General features: G+C 34.4%; 15 protein-coding genes and 1 other annotated feature. All 15 genes read right to left on the minus strand.

Annotation, left to right across the window (positions count from 1 at the left end):
* Window positions 1-79: 79 nt before the first annotated feature.
* The 15 genes from KQI85_RS01690 to KQI85_RS01760 all read right to left on the minus strand — a co-directional run bounded on the left by KQI85_RS01690 (window position 80) and on the right by KQI85_RS01760 (window position 17,672).
* Window positions 80-895 (minus strand): hypothetical protein, encoded by an 816-nt coding sequence (locus KQI85_RS01690; protein WP_216574362.1) that lies wholly within the window; start codon window positions 893-895, stop codon window positions 80-82.
* Window positions 892-1,656 carry a hypothetical protein gene (locus KQI85_RS01695; protein WP_216574363.1) on the minus strand — a complete coding sequence of 255 codons (765 nt, stop codon included), beginning with the start codon at window positions 1,654-1,656 and terminating at the stop codon, window positions 892-894. Before KQI85_RS01695 ends, KQI85_RS01690 begins: the two co-directional genes overlap by 4 nt.
* Before the next feature lies 1 nt (window position 1,657).
* On the minus strand, window positions 1,658-2,230 hold the full coding sequence (locus tag KQI85_RS01700; protein WP_216574364.1) for a hypothetical protein: 573 nt from the start codon (window positions 2,228-2,230) through the stop codon (window positions 1,658-1,660).
* Window positions 2,211-2,870, minus strand: a complete 660-nt coding sequence (locus tag KQI85_RS01705; protein ID WP_216574365.1) for an ABC transporter ATP-binding protein — start codon at window positions 2,868-2,870, stop codon at window positions 2,211-2,213. Before KQI85_RS01705 ends, KQI85_RS01700 begins: the two co-directional genes overlap by 20 nt.
* 18 nt (window positions 2,871-2,888) lie before the next feature.
* Complete coding sequence (locus tag KQI85_RS01710; protein ID WP_216574367.1) at window positions 2,889-3,731, minus strand: hypothetical protein; 843 nt, start codon at window positions 3,729-3,731, stop codon at window positions 2,889-2,891.
* Window positions 3,712-4,473, minus strand: a complete 762-nt coding sequence (locus KQI85_RS01715; protein WP_216574368.1) for a hypothetical protein — start codon at window positions 4,471-4,473, stop codon at window positions 3,712-3,714. The genes KQI85_RS01710 and KQI85_RS01715 overlap by 20 nt, the downstream gene beginning before the upstream one ends.
* Before the next feature lie 163 nt (window positions 4,474-4,636).
* Entirely contained in the window at window positions 4,637-4,912 is a 276-nt protein-coding gene (locus tag KQI85_RS01720) for a DUF2712 domain-containing protein (RefSeq protein ID WP_216574369.1), read from the minus strand.
* A gap of 24 nt (window positions 4,913-4,936) precedes the next feature.
* Entirely contained in the window at window positions 4,937-5,074 is a 138-nt protein-coding gene (locus tag KQI85_RS01725) for a hypothetical protein (protein WP_216574370.1), read from the minus strand.
* A gap of 204 nt (window positions 5,075-5,278) precedes the next feature.
* On the minus strand, window positions 5,279-6,070 hold the full coding sequence (locus KQI85_RS01730) for a TraX family protein (RefSeq protein WP_216574371.1): 792 nt from the start codon (window positions 6,068-6,070) through the stop codon (window positions 5,279-5,281).
* Window positions 6,071-6,093: 23 nt separating this feature from the next.
* Window positions 6,094-9,618 carry a pyruvate:ferredoxin (flavodoxin) oxidoreductase gene (gene nifJ / locus KQI85_RS01735; RefSeq protein WP_216574373.1) on the minus strand — a complete coding sequence of 1,175 codons (3,525 nt, stop codon included), beginning with the start codon at window positions 9,616-9,618 and terminating at the stop codon, window positions 6,094-6,096.
* A 259-nt stretch (window positions 9,619-9,877) separates the two neighbouring features.
* A complete protein-coding gene (gene trpA, locus KQI85_RS01740) occupies window positions 9,878-10,672 on the minus strand; it encodes a tryptophan synthase subunit alpha (RefSeq protein ID WP_216574374.1) in 795 nt (264 codons plus the stop codon).
* Window positions 10,665-11,849 (minus strand): tryptophan synthase subunit beta, encoded by a 1,185-nt coding sequence (trpB, locus tag KQI85_RS01745; RefSeq protein WP_216574375.1) that lies wholly within the window; start codon window positions 11,847-11,849, stop codon window positions 10,665-10,667. The genes trpA and trpB overlap by 8 nt, the downstream gene beginning before the upstream one ends.
* A gap of 34 nt (window positions 11,850-11,883) precedes the next feature.
* Window positions 11,884-12,663, minus strand: coding sequence for an indole-3-glycerol phosphate synthase TrpC (gene trpC, locus KQI85_RS01750; RefSeq protein ID WP_216574376.1), 780 nt, complete (start codon window positions 12,661-12,663; stop codon window positions 11,884-11,886).
* A gap of 12 nt (window positions 12,664-12,675) precedes the next feature.
* Window positions 12,676-13,680: an anthranilate phosphoribosyltransferase gene (trpD, locus tag KQI85_RS01755; protein ID WP_216574377.1), complete on the minus strand. Its 1,005-nt coding sequence runs from the start codon at window positions 13,678-13,680 to the stop codon at window positions 12,676-12,678.
* A gap of 138 nt (window positions 13,681-13,818) precedes the next feature.
* Window positions 13,819-14,069, minus strand: a binding site (T-box leader).
* Window positions 14,070-14,135: 66 nt separating this feature from the next.
* Window positions 14,136-17,672 (minus strand): DUF4132 domain-containing protein, encoded by a 3,537-nt coding sequence (locus KQI85_RS01760; protein WP_216574379.1) that lies wholly within the window; start codon window positions 17,670-17,672, stop codon window positions 14,136-14,138.
* Between the last annotated feature and the right edge of the window lie 3 nt (window positions 17,673-17,675).

Consider the following 17,675-nt stretch of genomic DNA (forward strand, 5'->3'; position numbering starts at 1 on the left):
GCACATTCATACGAAACTTCAACTGGTGCTGAAGCATTATGGCTTCATATCGCCGGAATACATGTATATAATACACTTCTTAATATATATCTCTTTTCTTGATTATTTTAATAGCGATAAGATTAGCCAGTGCCATGAGTATAAAAGCCACTCCTATGCCTGGCACTATATTAACAGCATCTACAACTGCTGTTCTTGCTATCATAGTCTGATTAAAAGAAAAGTAATCACTTTTATAAAAAACAGACAGACATATACATATAATACTTGCTATCATCCCTACCATCTGACTAGTTATATAAGCAAATGCCATAAAAAACAACGATAGCAAAAGCATGATTATAATACTTATACTCACATAATGAATAATATCTATGTTAAGATTTTTATTAACATTATTAATAGCAAATATTATATCATCTCTTTTTTCAAAAAATTCTGAATGAAAACCACTATTTATCCCACCAAATACTAAAGTTGATATAAGACATGTAATTATAATCACTATATGTGTAATCATATTATAAAGAACGCACCATACCATCTTCGAATACCACCAATGTGCTATATTTCTACATCTTACAATACTATATCTGCCTGATTCTCTAAGATCTCTTAGTGGATATTCTACCATTGGAATAAGAATATACAAAATCATCACCATCCATGGTACAGGTAATCTTATAATCTCTGATATAGTCATCGCTTCAAGGCTTCTCTCTCCACCATATACACCATACAGATAATCTGACAGTCCTGCACTACTCTCAGACACTTTGCCAATCCTTAACCATATCATAATACAGTTAATAAAAGTTAATAACACAAGACCTGTTAATAACATTTTTTGCCTTTTTATTCCATTACACCAATCGTGTCTTATCAGATTTTTCATAAGAAGTCACGTCCCTTCATTGCCAAATATATAGCAGCATATTCAACTGCACTTAGAACTACCGCCACAATACACATTATAATTATGACTTTAAGGCTGCCTATATTGGTATAATTGAATGAGATAACGCTGTCAGCCTTCAAGAACTCGACTATTATCCCTGCAACAACACATAATATATACGATAACACAAACTTACCGGTGAATAGCCTTATAATATCATAAACTGATGCAACGCAGTAAAAAAAGGCAGTCATATATAATAGATATCTAATCTCAAATTCTGCAAATGATACACTGCTTACATCACCAGTTTCTTTAAAATAAGCACTTGAAACAACATCAAAATTAATCATTCTCTTCCCACCAGATACAATATAAGACAGAATACCTGACGCTGCTGCAATTAATACGGCAAATGAGACAACACACAATATCTTTTCCATCAAAAGTGTTCTTGCATAATTTTTATTGTTAACAAACATAACTATTCGTCCACTTTGAATCTCACGCACTGTCATCGCATATACATATATTAAAAAAACCGGAATATATACGAAGAATACTGTCTGCCTATACAGAGATGACTTTATCATATCAGCCATACTCGTCACCACGCCCTGTGAATAATTAAGACTGCATGTAAAATTAATCATTCGGCTTAATATGAATAGATATACTATTATTCCAAGTACAAGTATACTAAGACGTGCTGTAACTATGTCACGCTGTTTAGCCATCTCTCTTCTTAACGTCTTCATATTATTCACCTGCCACTCTCGTGATATCTATTGATTTTTTCACTGGATAGAGACTTGTAACCAGTTTAAATGGAACATTTTCGATACTGTTCTTCTCATTATCTGTAAAATCATCGGTCGTAAAACGGTATGGTATCTTCACATTAACTGTCTCTCCAGCATCTATATTATATTCAATTCCAACTTCATTCATAGCATAATATATCTGCATATCAACTGATGCTGCAATACATCTGTCCTTCTCAAGACTCTTATCATCAAAAAGAACCATCTTGCTCTCATCACTGCTGTTAGTAGCTTCTAACTCTGTTATAACTATTATGTCATCACTTCTCATTCCCATCTTAGCCATATCTACCATATTCTCAACATCTGCGCCCTTACAATACTGTGTTCCCTTATATGTATAATCCACACCATTAAGATTAAATGTCTCGCCATTCTTATAGACTTCATCCTTTATCTGACCATACCTGCTATTAATTCTTATAAAAAAGAAAAGCCATACTGCTAAGAAAATCATTCCACATACTACAATTGATATTATTTTTCTCTTAATTATTCTGTCCGACATTCAACTTCTCACTTCCTTTCAGTCTTCCATTTTCAATGTATAAAATCTCATCAGATATCTTATACAATTCTTCACTGTCATGGCACGAAAGTATTATGAGCTTGCCTTTTTCACGCTCTTTGCGCACTCTTTCAAAGAATTCACTTACGCTGTCCTCATCAAGTGCATTCGTAGGTTCATCAAGAATTATAAGACTTGCATTCTCCATGAATGCTGCCGCAATTCCAAGCTTCTGCTTCATTCCAAGCGAATACTTTCTATATTTTCTCTTATCATCAGGATCAAGACCTGACATCCTTATCGCTTCTTTTATATCATCTTCCGAAGCAATCCCCTTAATATCAGCTAACATCTTAAGATTATCGAATCCTGTATAATCTGCCAGAAAACCCGGATTCTCAATCAGAATGCCAAGGCTCTCTGGGAAAGTAATATCCTTGCGAATCACTTTTCCATCAATCACAATTTCACCTTCCGTTGGACTTATAAGACCGCATATTGCTCTCATAAGCATAGTCTTACCTGAACCATTTTTTCCCTTAAAGCCATAGACTTTTCCCGATTCCAAAGTCGCATTTATATTATCAAGAACTACATTACTATCAATCTTCTTAGAATAATTTTTTATCTCTATCTTCATCCTGTCTTCTCCATTCTTCTACATTATGTCTGAATTCTTCTCTGTATAATAAAAACCGGTAACAGCATAAGCTGTAAGCAGGATTATCTCTGCCAATATTACAATCGCATTATTCCTGAATGCAGGATTGAGAATGTAACATGGAATAAAACTGGCTTTATTAAGATATCCAAACACCAGATACAGTACCATTGATATTATAAAAGGTGTAAGTCCTGCAATGAATCCGCTCTTGGCAAATGTTGATACAACAAGTGCAGACAGCGTAAGCACTCCAACATATACAAAATCTATGAGAAAATATATTGCATAATAGATATATACATTCTTATATAACAGTTCTGCCATCATCCCTCCTGCTCTCATCATATATCTGTTAGAAGTTATCTCAGGTCTTATTCCTGGAAGCACCATGAGGTTAAGCATAAGATTAAGAATCATTGGCAATATTGTTACAACACCTGCTGTAAGAAATACGCTAAGCATCTTAGCCTTTAGATATTCTTTGTATTCACCTCTTATAACAATATTTTTTAAATAACCACTTTTTCTATCTTCATAATAGCTCATTGCATATGGAATAGCTGCTAAAAGTGGTATTATAAGACAATATACAAATCCCTGAATATTAATTGTATTCGCACCCATCCATGTCGTGAATGCCGAAGTTGGATAGATTTTCATTCCTTTTTGACTCTCTAACGTTATAGTTTCATCGATAACTTTGCTATATTTTAGAGCATATTCAATAAAATTCCATATTGCTATTATGAAACCACTTAACAATGCTATTAACATTTTCTTATTTAAAAATGCTCGTTTTATCTCTGTCGAATATATATTATTGTTCAATCGTCGCATGTAATCGTCTCCTATAATTATCAAATTTCATGTTTCCAGTTGGGTTAATATCGAATATTCCATTTTCTAATTCTTCTTTTTCGATTAAATATGCCAATGTTATATTAATCTGTGTTCTTGGCTGTATTGAGATAAAAAGTGAATCTTTATCCGATGCATCATCATCAAGACTGTATCCAATTACATCATAGCTATCCCTCTCATTCCTATAATCAGTATACTCTGTATCATCAATTATGTAATCCTTAAATCCAAACATTTCAGTATCAAAAAGTTCTATATTCTCATCTTTATTGTAGATTGTTATATTTGCTTCAACAAGCATATAATTATCCTGTCCATCTTGTCTGTATCCTTCATATATATCTCTTATATAATCAAAGAGATACACACCTTTTGATGGTTCATCAACTTTTTTAATAGAATTAATAACAACTTCTATCTCATAATCTTTTATATCTCCCATCTCTGGAAAGACTAATGGAATTCTATCGCCTATATTGTAGAATTTGAGCGCCGCATCACTATTACTATCATCTGTTGCTGTTGTGTTATCGACAACTTCTGTCTGTTCATCTGTAGCTTCTCCACTACTATTCTCTTCACTAGCTGCCACTTCACTTGAAAATGTTGTATTGTTGTCATTATTCTTTCCTTTAGTCACATTAACAACAACACATACAAGTGCAACTATGATAATTATACCTCCAAATGCAATTGTTGCTGTCTTTTTGTTTTTCATTCTATCATCTCTCCTCTGATATATATTAATGTATAGTAATGATATACGCCAAAACTAATTGACGATACCATTACTATACTCACTTTATTCTTTATTAATCTTTTGTTTTCCATTATTTATCTTCTTGTAAATGTATCTTTGTTCTCAATTTCTTTATTTAGCACTAAATACTATCAGGACTCCAAACACCTTTTATTAGGCATGGATAATGAACCGAAGGTGTAATCCAAAGAGAACAATATTCATATCCTCTTTCATTCACCAAATTTTGAACATATGTCCCCTGATTACATGGCACATATGTAGCATAATTACCTACATGACAATCTATTGTTCGATTATTTACCACAGCAACTGGTGTAACAAACCAATCAACAACATTATCATTATCCTTTGTATAAATACTGGTTGAGTTGTATTTTCTTCTCTTTGCTGGCATAACATCACCACCGCCACCATCATACTAGATTGCAAAAGCCCTATCATGATAGTCTCCTAAGTTTTGTCCTGCCTGTACTAGATCATCTTTTATTGTAAGTCCTAAAAAAACTACACCTACAAAAAGTATTGCATTGAAAAATCTTTTATTGATTTTACTCATTATGTAAATCTCTCCTTTTGTATAGTTTTTATACATTGTTTCTGCAGATACATTTGTATGATAATATAATAGCACATTTTTCTTTATCATTTTTTTATTTTTTTACAAATTATTAACTTTTTCTTACATTTTTTTACAATTTTGTTATTTTTTCTTTATTATAGCAAAAAAGATGGTCGTACAAAGCGACCATCTTTTCTATATTTAGATATTATTAATTATACAAAGAATCCATATATGTGTTGGATAAAACACATAGTAGAACCATTTATTTCCTTTTCCTTTTTTTCCATTATATAACCATATAAATGGAACTGCCATAATCATCATCCATTGGAATGAACTATATGGAATTAAATAAGACGCAGGACCTCTCATATAGTATGTTCTTCGAACCATAAACTCAATAACAAGTGCAAACATCAGCATAAATCCCGTTAAGTATGCCTTCTTATCTTTTAGATAATACATTATTACAAAAAATAACACAAAGCCAATACTTCCTTCTGTAAATATCGCACTTCCAAATATTGCTCCATATGCATGATATAGCATATACATATCTACAAAGCCAGGGAATCCTAACTTTTCTGCTAATATAAAACAGAATATAAATGCTACTATCTGTTGAATAATAAGTGCTATTCCAAGTAGAATTTTCTTTTTGCAGTCAACAGCCTTATTAAGCAAGAGTACTATCGCACACCCTAAGAAAAGTGTTGTAAATATATTATTAGCAAAAATAACTTCGTTTTTCAGAGCACATGCAACTATTATGTCTCCTATTGACATCACAATTCCTAATACGTACAACCTTACTGTATAACTTATCCTATTGTGTGTATAATGCAGCCCCCATGCACTGCAATAAAAGAATATGGGGGCTGCTATTCTGCCTATATACTCAAACCATACCGGACAATCAGGTGAAAACTCTGCTATATGATCCAGCAACATACATATTAATGCGATTAGTTTTAATATATTTGTTGACATTAATCTATATTTCTTACTGCTATCTATTTCTCAGCTTTTTTCTTAAGTGCTTCATATTTATCTTTAGCATTCTGTTCTGCTTTAGCAAATAATTCTGCTGCTCTCTCTGGATTCTGTCTCTCAAGAGATGTATATCTTACTTCATTTCTGATGAAGTCCTGATAATTCTCTGTTGGCTCTTTGCTGTCGAGAACGAATGGATTCTCTCCATTATCTGCACGTCTTGGATCGAATCTGAATAAGTTCCAATATCCTGATAATACTGCATTCTTCTCTTCTGTCTGAGCACCCTTCATACCACCTTTGATACCATGGTTGATACATGGAGCGTATGCGATGATGATTGATGGACCATCATAGCTCTCTGCTTCCTTGAATGCTTTAATACACTGTGCATAATCTGCACCCTGTGATACCTGAGCTACATATACATAACCATAGCTCATAGCTATCTGTGCAAGATCTTTCTTCTTAACTGATTTACCTGCTGCTGCGAATTTGGCAACTGCACCAACTGGAGTTGATTTTGATGACTGTCCGCCTGTGTTAGAATATACTTCTGTATCAAATACAAGAATATTAACATTCTGTCCACTTGCGATTACATGGTCAAGTCCACCAAAACCGATATCGTATGCCCATCCGTCACCACCGAATATCCACTGTGATTTCTTAGTTAAGAAGTCTTTATCTTTAAGAATATTCTTAGCTTCATCGCATCCACATTCTGTGAGTACTTTTACAAGTGTCTCTGTTGCAACTGCATTCTCACATGAATCATTATATGTATCAACGTATGCATTACATGCTTCTTTTACTTCTGCTTTATCTGCATTCTCAGCAAGTTTTGCAATCTTATTCTTAAGACTGTTTCTCATTGCCTGCTGTGCAAGGAGCATACCATATCCAAATTCTGCATTATCTTCGAATAATGAGTTAGCCCATGCTGGTCCTTTACCTGCCTTATTAACTGTATAAGGTGTTGAAGGTGATGAACCACCCCAGATAGATGAACATCCTGTTGCATTAGCAATATACATTCTATCACCAAATAACTGTGTTGCAAGTTTCGCATAAGGTGTCTCACCACATCCGGCACATGCACCTGAGAACTCAAGTAATGGCTGTCTGAACTGGCTTCCTTTAACTGTGTTATCTTTGAACTTGTTAAGTACTTCTGTCTTATCTGGTAATTTCACACCATAATCGAATACAGCCTGCTTGTCTAACTGTGTCTCGATTGGTTTCATTGAAAGTGCTTTGTTGCCTTTCATACCAGGACATACATTAACACATGATCCACATCCTGTACAATCAAGTGCACTTACTGAGATTGCAAACTTGTATCCTGGCATTGCCATCATGTTAAGTGGGTTAGTTCCTTCTGGTGCATTAGCTGCTTCTTCTTCTGTCATAGCCACAGGTCTTATAGCTGCATGTGGACATACATAAGAACAGATATTACACTGGATACATTTCTCTGGATCCCATTCTGGAACATCTACTGCAACTCCACGTTTTTCATAAGCTGCACTACCCTGAACTACTGTACCATCTTCAATTCCCTTAAATGCTGAAACAGGAAGTGTATCTCCAAGTTTTGCATTTACTTTATTCATGATCTTATTAACATAATCTACAACTTCTGGTCTTCCTTCTACATTAGCTGATGTCTCTTCATCATCAGGAAGATTCTTCCAATCTGGATTAACAGGATATTCAACTGCTTCATTGATACCTCTGTCGATAGCATCATGGTTCATCTTAACGATAGCTTCACCTTTTCTGCCGTATGTCTCTGTTGCTTTGTCTTTCATATATTTTACAGCATCTTCAACTGGAATAATTCCTGCAAGTTTGAAGAAAGCAGCCTGAAGTACTGTATTAATTCTTGTATTAAGTCCAATCTCTTTACCAATCTTGATACCGTTGATTACATAGAACTTAATATTATGTTCTGCCATATATTTTTTAGCACTGTTTGGAAGATGTTTCTCAACTTCTTCACCTTCGTAACTGCAGTTAAGAAGGAATGTTCCTCCATCTTTTAAGTCTTCTACCATATGATATTTTGATAGATATGACTCATTATGACATGCTACAAAGTTAGCTTTATTAACAAGATATGTTGATTTGATTGGGCTGTGTCCAAATCTTAAGTGTGATACTGTAACACCGCCTGACTTCTTAGAATCATAATCAAAATATGCCTGTGCATACATATCTGTATGATCACCAATGATCTTAATTGAGTTCTTATTAGCACCAACTGTACCATCTGAACCAAGTCCCCAGAATTTACAGCTTATTGTACTCTCTGGTGTTGTATTAGGATTCTCTTTAATATCAAGTGAAAGATGTGTTACATCATCATTGATACCAATTGTAAATCTCTGTTTCTCTTCATTTCTATATACTGCAATTATCTGTGCAGGTGTTGTATCTTTTGAACCAAGACCATATCTGCCATTGAATACAGGAACGCTCTCGAATTCAGAACCCTTTAATGCTGCTACTACATCAAGGAATAATGGTTCGCCTATTGCACCTGGTTCTTTTGTTCTGTCAAGAACTGTTATATTTTTAACTGTCTTTGGAAGTACATTTAATAAGTATTTTGCTGAGAATGGTCTGTATAATCTTACTTTGATAAGACCTACTTTTTCACCTTTCTCTACAAGATAATCTATTGTCTCTTCAATTGTATCGCATACTGAACCCATTGCTACGATTACTTTTGTTGCATCTTTTGCACCATAATAGTTAAATGGAGCATAGTCTGTTCCTATCATCTTATTGATCTTATCCATATAATCATTAACAAGATCAGGTATAGCTTCATAATATGGGTTAGATGCTTCTCTTGCCTGGAAGAATACATCAGGGTTCTGTGCTGAACCACGAAGAACCGGATGTTCTGGATTAAGGGCTCTTCTTCTATATTCATCTATTGCATCAAAATCTGTAAGGCTCTTTAACTGTTCATAATCCCACTGTTCAATCTTCTGAATCTCATGTGATGTTCTAAATCCATCAAAGAAGTTAAGGAATGGAACTCTTCCTTTGATAGCTGCAAGATGAGCAACCGGAGTAAGATCCATTACTTCCTGCACATTACCTTCACATAACATTGCGAAACCAGTCTGACGACATGCATATACATCAGAATGATCTCCAAATATTGAAAGTGCATGTGTTGCAAGTGCTCTTGCTGAAACATTGATAACTCCAGGTAAAAGTTCACCTGCTATCTTGTACATATTAGGAATCATTAATAATAATCCCTGTGAAGCAGTAAATGTTGTTGTAAGAGCTCCTGCTGCAAGTGATCCATGTACGGCACCTGCTGCTCCGGCCTCTGATTGCATCTCAACTACTTTTACTTCTTCTCCAAACATGTTCTTAAGTCCATCTGCTGCCCACTTGTCTGTTACTTCAGCCATAGTAGATGATGGTGTGATTGGATAAATTGCGGCAACATCTGTAAATGCATATGATACATGAGCTGCTGCTGTGTTACCATCCATTGTTTTTCTAGTTCTGTTCAACGTTACTTACCTCCTGTTTACTCAAAAAATTCCGGATTACCGGTTATACTCAAATTATATTAGTTTGATGTAAAAATATCAATATCCAGTTCATTATTTTTTTTAATTACCAGATATCTTACAAATGCTCTTTATAAGCCATATTACCCCAAAATAAATGCCTTTTAAGAATTCCTAAAAGGCATCTATAATCATGTTCATTTTGTATCATTTACCATAATTCTTGCATCTTATAGTTTTCTATTCTTCATATTATTGTCTATGCTGTTGCAACAAGTGCTTCTGATACCGCTTCCTTCATACTCTTAATATACTCTGACACTGGTTCTATGCTGTCTTTACCATATTCTTCCACAATCTTCACAACTGCACTACCTACAATTACGCCGTCTGCATATCTCGCATATTCTGCTGCCTGCTCTGGTGTTGATACACCGAATCCTACTGCACATGGTATGTCATTAACCTCTTTTACACTGTCTATCATATCAGATATGTGCTTATTCATCTCACTTCTCATTCCTGTAACACCCATTGATGATACACAGTAGACGAAGCCTTCTGCGTCTTTTGCTATCATCTTAATTCTGTCTTTTGAAGTAGGTGCAATGAGTGAGATAAGTTTTATACCATATTTTTTACATGAAGGTGTAAGTTCTGCTTTTTCTTCGTATGGAATATCCGGAATTATAACTGCTGCAATATCTAATTCTTTGCATCTTTTCATAAATCTGTCTGCACCATAAGTGAATATAAGATTAATATATGTCATAAATGCAAGTGGCACATCTGTCTTTTTTCTTACACTTTCTACCATATCCATAATGTCATCTGTTGTTATTCCGGTTGCAAGCGCTCTCTCACTTGCTCTTTGTATAACAGGTCCTTCAGCAACAGGATCTGAAAAAGGTATTCCAATCTCGATTAAGTCTGCACCGTTCTCTGCCATTGCACAGATTAATCTCTCTGTTGTATCAAGATCAGGATCTCCTGCTGTTATAAATGGTATGAATGCTTTTCCTTTTGCAAATGCTCTTTCTATTGAATTACTCATAGATCTCTACCCCCTTATATCTTGCTATTGCGGCTACATCTTTATCTCCTCTTCCTGAGAGATTAACTACTATTATCTTATCTTTTGGCATTGTAGGTGCAATCTTAATTGCATGTGCTACTGCATGAGCTGATTCAATTGCTGGAATTATTCCTTCTGTTTTTGACAGATATTCAAAAGCTGCAACTGCTTCATCATCTGTTACAGGAACATATTCTGCTCTTTTTGTATCATATAGATTAGCGTGTTCCGGTCCGATTCCAGGATAATCAAGTCCTGCTGATATTGAATATACTGGTGCAATCTGACCATATTCATCCTGACAGAAGTATGATTTCATTCCATGGAATATTCCAAGACTTCCTGTTGATATTGTTGCTGCTGTCTCTTTAGTATTAATTCCTCTTCCGGCTGCTTCACATCCTATAAGTCTTACTTCTTTATCTTCTATAAAATCATAAAAAGCTCCAATAGCATTACTTCCACCACCAACACATGCCATTACAACATCTGGAAGTCTGCCTTCTTTTTCTAACATCTGAGCTTTGATCTCTTTGCTAATTACACTCTGAAAATCTCTTACTATTGTTGGGAATGGATGTGGTCCCATTACTGAACCTAATACATAATGTGTATCATCAAGTCTCTTAGTCCATTCTCTCATTGTCTCATTAACTGCATCTTTTAATGTCTGTGTTCCACTTGTTACTGCATGAACTTTAGCACCAAGTAATCTCATTCTAAATACATTAAGCGCCTGTCTGTCTGTGTCTTCTTTACCCATGAATATCTCACATTCAAGTCCAAGAAGTGCTGCTGCTGTCGCTGTTGCCACACCATGCTGACCTGCTCCTGTCTCTGCTATAACTCTTGTCTTGCCCATCTTCTTAGCAAGCAGAACCTGTGGAAGTGCATTATTAAGTTTGTGTGAACCTGTATGATTAAGATCCTCTCTCTTAAGATATATCTTAGCTCCTCCAAGATCCTCAGTCATATTCTTAGCATAATATAATAATGATGGTCTTCCTATATATTCTTTGAATAACTGGTTAACTTCTTCTACGAATTCCGGATCATTTTTGTATTTTTCATAAGCTTCTTCTAATTCATTAACTGCATTCATAAGTGTCTCCGGTACAAACTGACCTCCATGAATACCAAATCTTCCTTTTGACATTTCATTATCCTCCTAAAGTTCTCTATAATTAATATTATATCTGTCTAAGTTCTGTAAGTGTCTTAACTCTGTCTGTGCTTCTCATTAAGAATTCTCCCATAAGAACTGCATCAACATTTGCTTCTTTTAGACTTCTTACATCTTCCACTGATGATACACCGCTTTCTGCGACATATATTACATCTTGTGGTATCATGCTCTTAAGTCTTTTACAATTATCAAAGTCAACTGTAAAATCTTTAAGATTCCTATTATTAACTCCTATTATCTGTGCTCCTAAACTTACTGCCTTGTCTATCTCTTCTTCTGTATGTGCTTCAACAAGTGCACTTAGTCCAAGTTCTTTACATATCTTAAGATACTTATTAAGTCTCTCTCTCTCAAGCAATGAACATATAAGTAAGACTGCATCTGCTCCAATTACTTTTGCTTCATATATCTGATATTCATCAACTGTAAAATCTTTTCTAAGAACCGGTATTGATACATTCTTTTTTATCTCTTTTAGATATTCATCTGAACCTAAGAAGTAATATGGCTCTGTAAGCACTGATATTGCTGATGCACCGCCTTCTTCATAAGATTTTGCAATATCAATATAAGGAAAATCTTCGGCTATTATTCCTTTTGACGGTGATGCTTTTTTTACTTCACAGATGAATGATATTCCTTCTTTTTGCAATGCTTTGTAAAAAGGATATCCTGTATCACTATTCATAGCTTTTGCCTTAGCTTTCATCTCATCTAATGATATTCTCTTTTTAGCTTCTTCTACTCTTATAATGGTCTTATTGGCAATCTCATCAAGTATCATCACTTCACCATCCTACTCATTAGTAAGCTTTACAAGTTTTGCAAGCTGTTCGTATGCTTTACCTGAATCTATCATATCTCTTGCTATGTCTATACATTCTTTTATCTCTTTGCCTGTTGCTATATGTATACATGCAGCTGAATTAAGTATTACAACATCTCTTTTTGGTCCTTTTTCACCTTTTAATATACTTATTGCAATATCTTTGTTAGCTTCAGGATCTCCACCTACAAGATCCTTAGGATCACATAATTCTAATCCATAATCTCTAGGATCAAGTATATATGATCTAAATAAGCCATCTCTTATCTCACATACTTTGGTTGTTGTTGTAAGAGTTATCTCATCAAGTCCGTCATCACCTCTTACTACCATCGCATTCTTGATTCCAAGATTCTTAAGTACTTTTGCCATTGGCTCTATAAGTGCTTCATCATATACACCAAGTAATTGCATATTAGCTCCTGCCGGATTGGCAAGTGGTCCAAGAATATTGAATATTGTTCTTATTCCAAGTGCTTTTCTTACCGGACCAACATATCTCATTGATGAATGATACTTCTGTGCAAACATGAAGCATACTCCTATCTCATCAAGTATCTTCTCATTCTTATCTGTATCAACATTAAGATTAACTCCCAATGACTCAAGTACATCTGCTGCACCACATTTACTTGATACACTTCTGTTACCATGCTTTGCAACCGGTATTCCTGCTGCTGATACTACAAAAGATGATATTGTTGATATGTTAAAAGTGAATGCCTTATCTCCACCTGTTCCTACTATCTCTAACAAATCACCTTTATGATTAAGCTTAACTCCATGTTCTCTCATACCTTGTGCTGATGCAGTAATCTCTTCTATTGTCTCTTTTTTCATTCTAAGTGCTGTAAGATAGGCTGCCATCTCTGTCTCTGTAGCATTACCTGTCATTATCTCATCCATTACTTCTCTTACTGTATCACTTGTTAAGTCTTTGCCTTCTACTGCTGTCTGAATTGCTTCCTTAATCATAAAAAATTCCTCCTTGTTATCTCTGCGTTATTGTTTTAATTATTGTAGTTTAGAAACGCTTTTAGTATACAAATGAAGAACAGGGGATAATCCTAAGTATATAAAAAAGGCTTCTGTCTCATACGAACTTATATATTCGTATGGGACAAAAGCCTGTAACTTCTGCGGTACCACCCATATTGATGTATAATAACATCCTCTCATTCACATACAATCATATGCTCCCCACTGATAACGGACAGGGTTCCCGTCAGCCACTACTCCTTCTTAACGAAGTTTCAATCTGCCCTCACAAGTCCATTCATTAACTGTTCCAATACTGCTTCTCACCATCACAGCTCTCTGAAAATGAAATCTGATTAATTACTCTTCTTGTTCATCGGTTTTTCTTTCTTCTAACACTCTATCACTATAAAGCAGATATGTCAACCCCCAATTTTATTTTTATTATAATTTTATTTATGTTTTCTCCAATCTTTATCTATGTCTTCACATCCTGCTGTTACCTGTTTTAACTGAAGCACTATCTCTGAAAAATATCTCTCCGGAATATCGCCAAGTTCTATCGCTTTCTTATCATCAGCATAATCATATACATAAGAACCTCTCTCTACTGTTCCGGCTTTATAGAATCTTGTCTCATAGATTGTCGTACTCTCACCAAATGGACTTACATACGCACCTTCAAAACTTAATTCTACTCCATAGTCTCCATCTTCTCTGTAGAAGTCTGTGAATCCACCTCCATCAATCACTGAACCTTTGTACCATCCAAGCTTAGTCATTCTTCCTGTAAGTGTCAGATCATTAATTATAATTCCTGCATATCTTACAAGTTCTTTTGACTTTTTCTCTTCTTCTGTCACTTTAAATACTTCTCTGTCTAACTGTTCTAATGGCTGAGTTATCTCATAATCTTCTAATTGTTCTTTCCACTTACTTATCTGTTCATCTGTAAGCTCTATTGGATGTACAAGTCCTATCTGACCTTTTGCCTCATCAAGTTCATATTCGTCTTCATCTATTGTATTAAATGTGCCATCTTCCATATATCTGAATGTATCTGTAAGTCTTCCATCTTCATATATACCCCAGATTAATCCAGTTGCGAATTGGTGCATTATAGGATTATCAACAAATAATTCTCTCCATTTGTCTGTTGTCCACGTTCTATTAACTGATAATGCTTCATCAAGTCTCATCTTCTGACTTGCAACAACAGTCTTTAACTGTTTCTTAAGCTCTTTATATTCCTCATATGATGCCTTTGCAGTCTCTGCATCATCTTTTACTCCCGGTGATGGAAGATTCTTAAGTTTCTTACCTTTTTCATCATAGACTTCAAGTGCAAGTGTCTGTGTTAATACTACTTTGAATTTTCTAATTCCATAGTCAAACTCTCTCTCCATATTGCTGTTAAAAGAAAGTGTTGGTACTATCTTGTCTTCTAACTCAGCTCTTGTTATTCCAAGCTGTTTTGCTGCATAAGTAAGTGCGTTGCCTGCTGCATTCTTAACCTGCTTGAACTTGAACTTTCTTGCAAGTGAATCTACTATAAGAAGTGCCTGTGGAGATGGATTAAGAGCAAGTGCATATACTGCTTCTGCTGCTATCGCTCCTCTTGATGCTGCCGGCCATTCCTTAATATGCATATTAAGTTTCTTAACCATATCATTACCACCATGAACTGATGTGGCATATAATACCCATCTCTTCTTAGATTGTGCACCAAGTTCAACCCATTTATCAAATAATTCATTCATAAAGACTGCAAGTTCCTTCTCATCAAGATTATCTGCAAGTCTTGCACCTGTCTTGCTTATCCCTGCCGGTGTAACTGATGCATAAGCTACAAGAATCGCCTGAATGTATTCATCTTCACATACTTCTCCATTCTTATAACTGCTCTTATAATGCACTTTTGAAAATGGTGTAGAATAAGCCCATTCAAAGATACTCTTTTTATTACCTTTTAAAAGTTTCTTAATTATATCTTCCTCTGAACCTTCTTCTTTGCTACTATTAATCTCTTCACCAAGTATTTTTTCTAATACTAATCTTAACTTTTCGCTCTTTTCTTTTTCATATGCTGCTTTTATAAGCTCCATATCTTTATCTTCACCATACGCACCTAGTATTCTTGCTGCTGTTTCTCTCTCTGCACTTTTTTTAGATTCAAGTCTCTTTGCTACTTCATCTCTATATTCTATATTAGATGACATATATTCTATAAATACTTCTTTTACTGTAGCTGCTGTCTCCTTAAAGTATGTAAGAATCTCATTATGATATTCTTCGGAATTCTTCTTGTATATCTCAAATGCAATAAGTCTTGCCGGTACAGCTGCTTTAGCAAAAGCATTAACATATTCTTCTTTGTTGTTTTTCATCAGTTCTGCGAATAATTCTATCTCATATTCTTTATATATTTCTATATAAATTTTATTATATGTATAGTATGACTCTATTCCTGATATTACTTTTACAAGATGTATTGCATCTATTCCTGAACTTACAAGTTGTCTATATATTCTGTCTAGCTGCTTCTCATCTTTCGCTGTTCTTGTAAGCATTCCGGCAAACCAGGATGTATCTTTAGTATATGTTGCAAGTACAAGACATCTTGTTACAAAATCAGTATAACCATATCTATCAATATAATCCCACAATGATGTAGCTGCACTTCCATACCCTGCATATCCCATCTTCATCCTGCCTTCAGCTTCATAGAGTGTTGATATATCTGCATTGCCAAATAGATATTCATTTACTTCACTTTCACATCCTATAAGTTCAATTGCAATCTTTGCTATTCTTCTCTTTAATAACGCTTCACCATTCTTAACAAGCTTATCTGCCTCTTTTTCATCAAGTTCCTTTATAATCTTTAGTACTTCTTCACCTTTTTTATAATCAAGATGATTATATACATCTATAACCATATCTTTATGTTTTTCATACTGTCTTCTTATAATATTAACTTTTGAATTATCAGCTGCATATCTGATGAGTGTCATAGGATTAATTCCAAATTCATCATCAAAGTTACCACCACGAATTGCAAAATCTTCTCTATAATCATTTTCTGCAATACAACTTAATGCTTTACTTTCATCTAATGCAACACAGAATGTTATTATATTCTTAAATATTGGTGATAGAGTAAAATTAGCAAGAGCTGAACCAATATATGCACGTCCTGCTGTATTATCAGTCCACTTTAGCCTTCTGATACTATCATCCATATCAGATATTTTTACTGTACCTCTTAATATATCTATTATCATCTTCTCTTCTGTTTTATTAAGAGTACCGGCAAATAATCTTCCTACATTTTCTATAAAAGTGTTCTCATATTCTTTTAGCATAGCTGCATCTTCATTACTCTTAATATCTTCTAATATTACTTTTCTTGCATAATATGGTACTTCCATACTTTCTTTTGCTACTCTATTATATTCTAGTACAAAATAAATCGTATACAGCTGCATCTTAACAAAACTATAGTCAACTGATGTGTTTTTAATATATTCTTTATCCTTTTCAAAAAGTGCAATTGCTTTTTTAATAAGTTCATTATCTTTACCTATTAATCTTGGTACTTCTCTGCTAATCGTATAGTTAGTCATATGACCTTCTTTTTGAATATTAGCTATTACAAGAACAAGAGCTATCTCTCCACATGATATCTTCTTTTCTTCACCAAGAGCTGCATATACATAATATGATACTATCTTATATGCTGTACAATGTCCAAGTGCATAAGCATATCTTAGATATCTCTCTGCTATATTGTACTCTTCTTTACGTTTTATGTTATATAGACTATTATAAATTACAGTCGTTATCTCACAATTAACATTAGCAAAATCATACTGAGAAAGGCTATCAAGAACAGACGCATCTGCCTCTCCTTCAATATATTCTCTTCCTATCTCAATATCATGTTCACTTACTCCTGCTTTTCTTAATTGTGTATAAATATCTCTCATACA

The organism is Falcatimonas sp. MSJ-15 (assembly GCF_018918265.1).
Taxonomy (GTDB): Bacteria; Bacillota; Clostridia; order Lachnospirales; family Lachnospiraceae; genus Falcatimonas.

Bases quoted from the DNA above. Each gene is read 5' to 3' on its own strand.
- trpA (WP_216574374.1), bottom strand. From the start codon at position 10,672: ATGAGTAATTCAATAGAAAGAGCATTTGCAAAAGGAAAAGCATTCATA.
- KQI85_RS01705 (WP_216574365.1), bottom strand. From the start codon at position 2,870: ATGAAGATAGAGATAAAAAATTATTCTAAGAAGATTGATAGTAATGTA.
- trpC (WP_216574376.1), bottom strand. From the start codon at position 12,663: ATGATACTTGATGAGATTGCCAATAAGACCATTATAAGAGTAGAAGAA.
- KQI85_RS01760 (WP_216574379.1), bottom strand. From the start codon at position 17,672: ATGAGAGATATTTATACACAATTAAGAAAAGCAGGAGTAAGTGAACAT.
- KQI85_RS01715 (WP_216574368.1), bottom strand. From the start codon at position 4,473: ATGAAAAACAAAAAGACAGCAACAATTGCATTTGGAGGTATAATTATC.
- KQI85_RS01730 (WP_216574371.1), bottom strand. From the start codon at position 6,070: ATGTCAACAAATATATTAAAACTAATCGCATTAATATGTATGTTGCTG.
- KQI85_RS01695 (WP_216574363.1), bottom strand. From the start codon at position 1,656: ATGAAGACGTTAAGAAGAGAGATGGCTAAACAGCGTGACATAGTTACA.
- KQI85_RS01710 (WP_216574367.1), bottom strand. From the start codon at position 3,731: ATGCGACGATTGAACAATAATATATATTCGACAGAGATAAAACGAGCA.
- KQI85_RS01725 (WP_216574370.1), bottom strand. From the start codon at position 5,074: ATGAGTAAAATCAATAAAAGATTTTTCAATGCAATACTTTTTGTAGGT.
- trpD (WP_216574377.1), bottom strand. From the start codon at position 13,680: ATGATTAAGGAAGCAATTCAGACAGCAGTAGAAGGCAAAGACTTAACA.
- KQI85_RS01700 (WP_216574364.1), bottom strand. From the start codon at position 2,230: ATGTCGGACAGAATAATTAAGAGAAAAATAATATCAATTGTAGTATGT.
- KQI85_RS01720 (WP_216574369.1), bottom strand. From the start codon at position 4,912: ATGCCAGCAAAGAGAAGAAAATACAACTCAACCAGTATTTATACAAAG.
- KQI85_RS01690 (WP_216574362.1), bottom strand. From the start codon at position 895: ATGAAAAATCTGATAAGACACGATTGGTGTAATGGAATAAAAAGGCAA.
- trpB (WP_216574375.1), bottom strand. From the start codon at position 11,849: ATGTCAAAAGGAAGATTTGGTATTCATGGAGGTCAGTTTGTACCGGAG.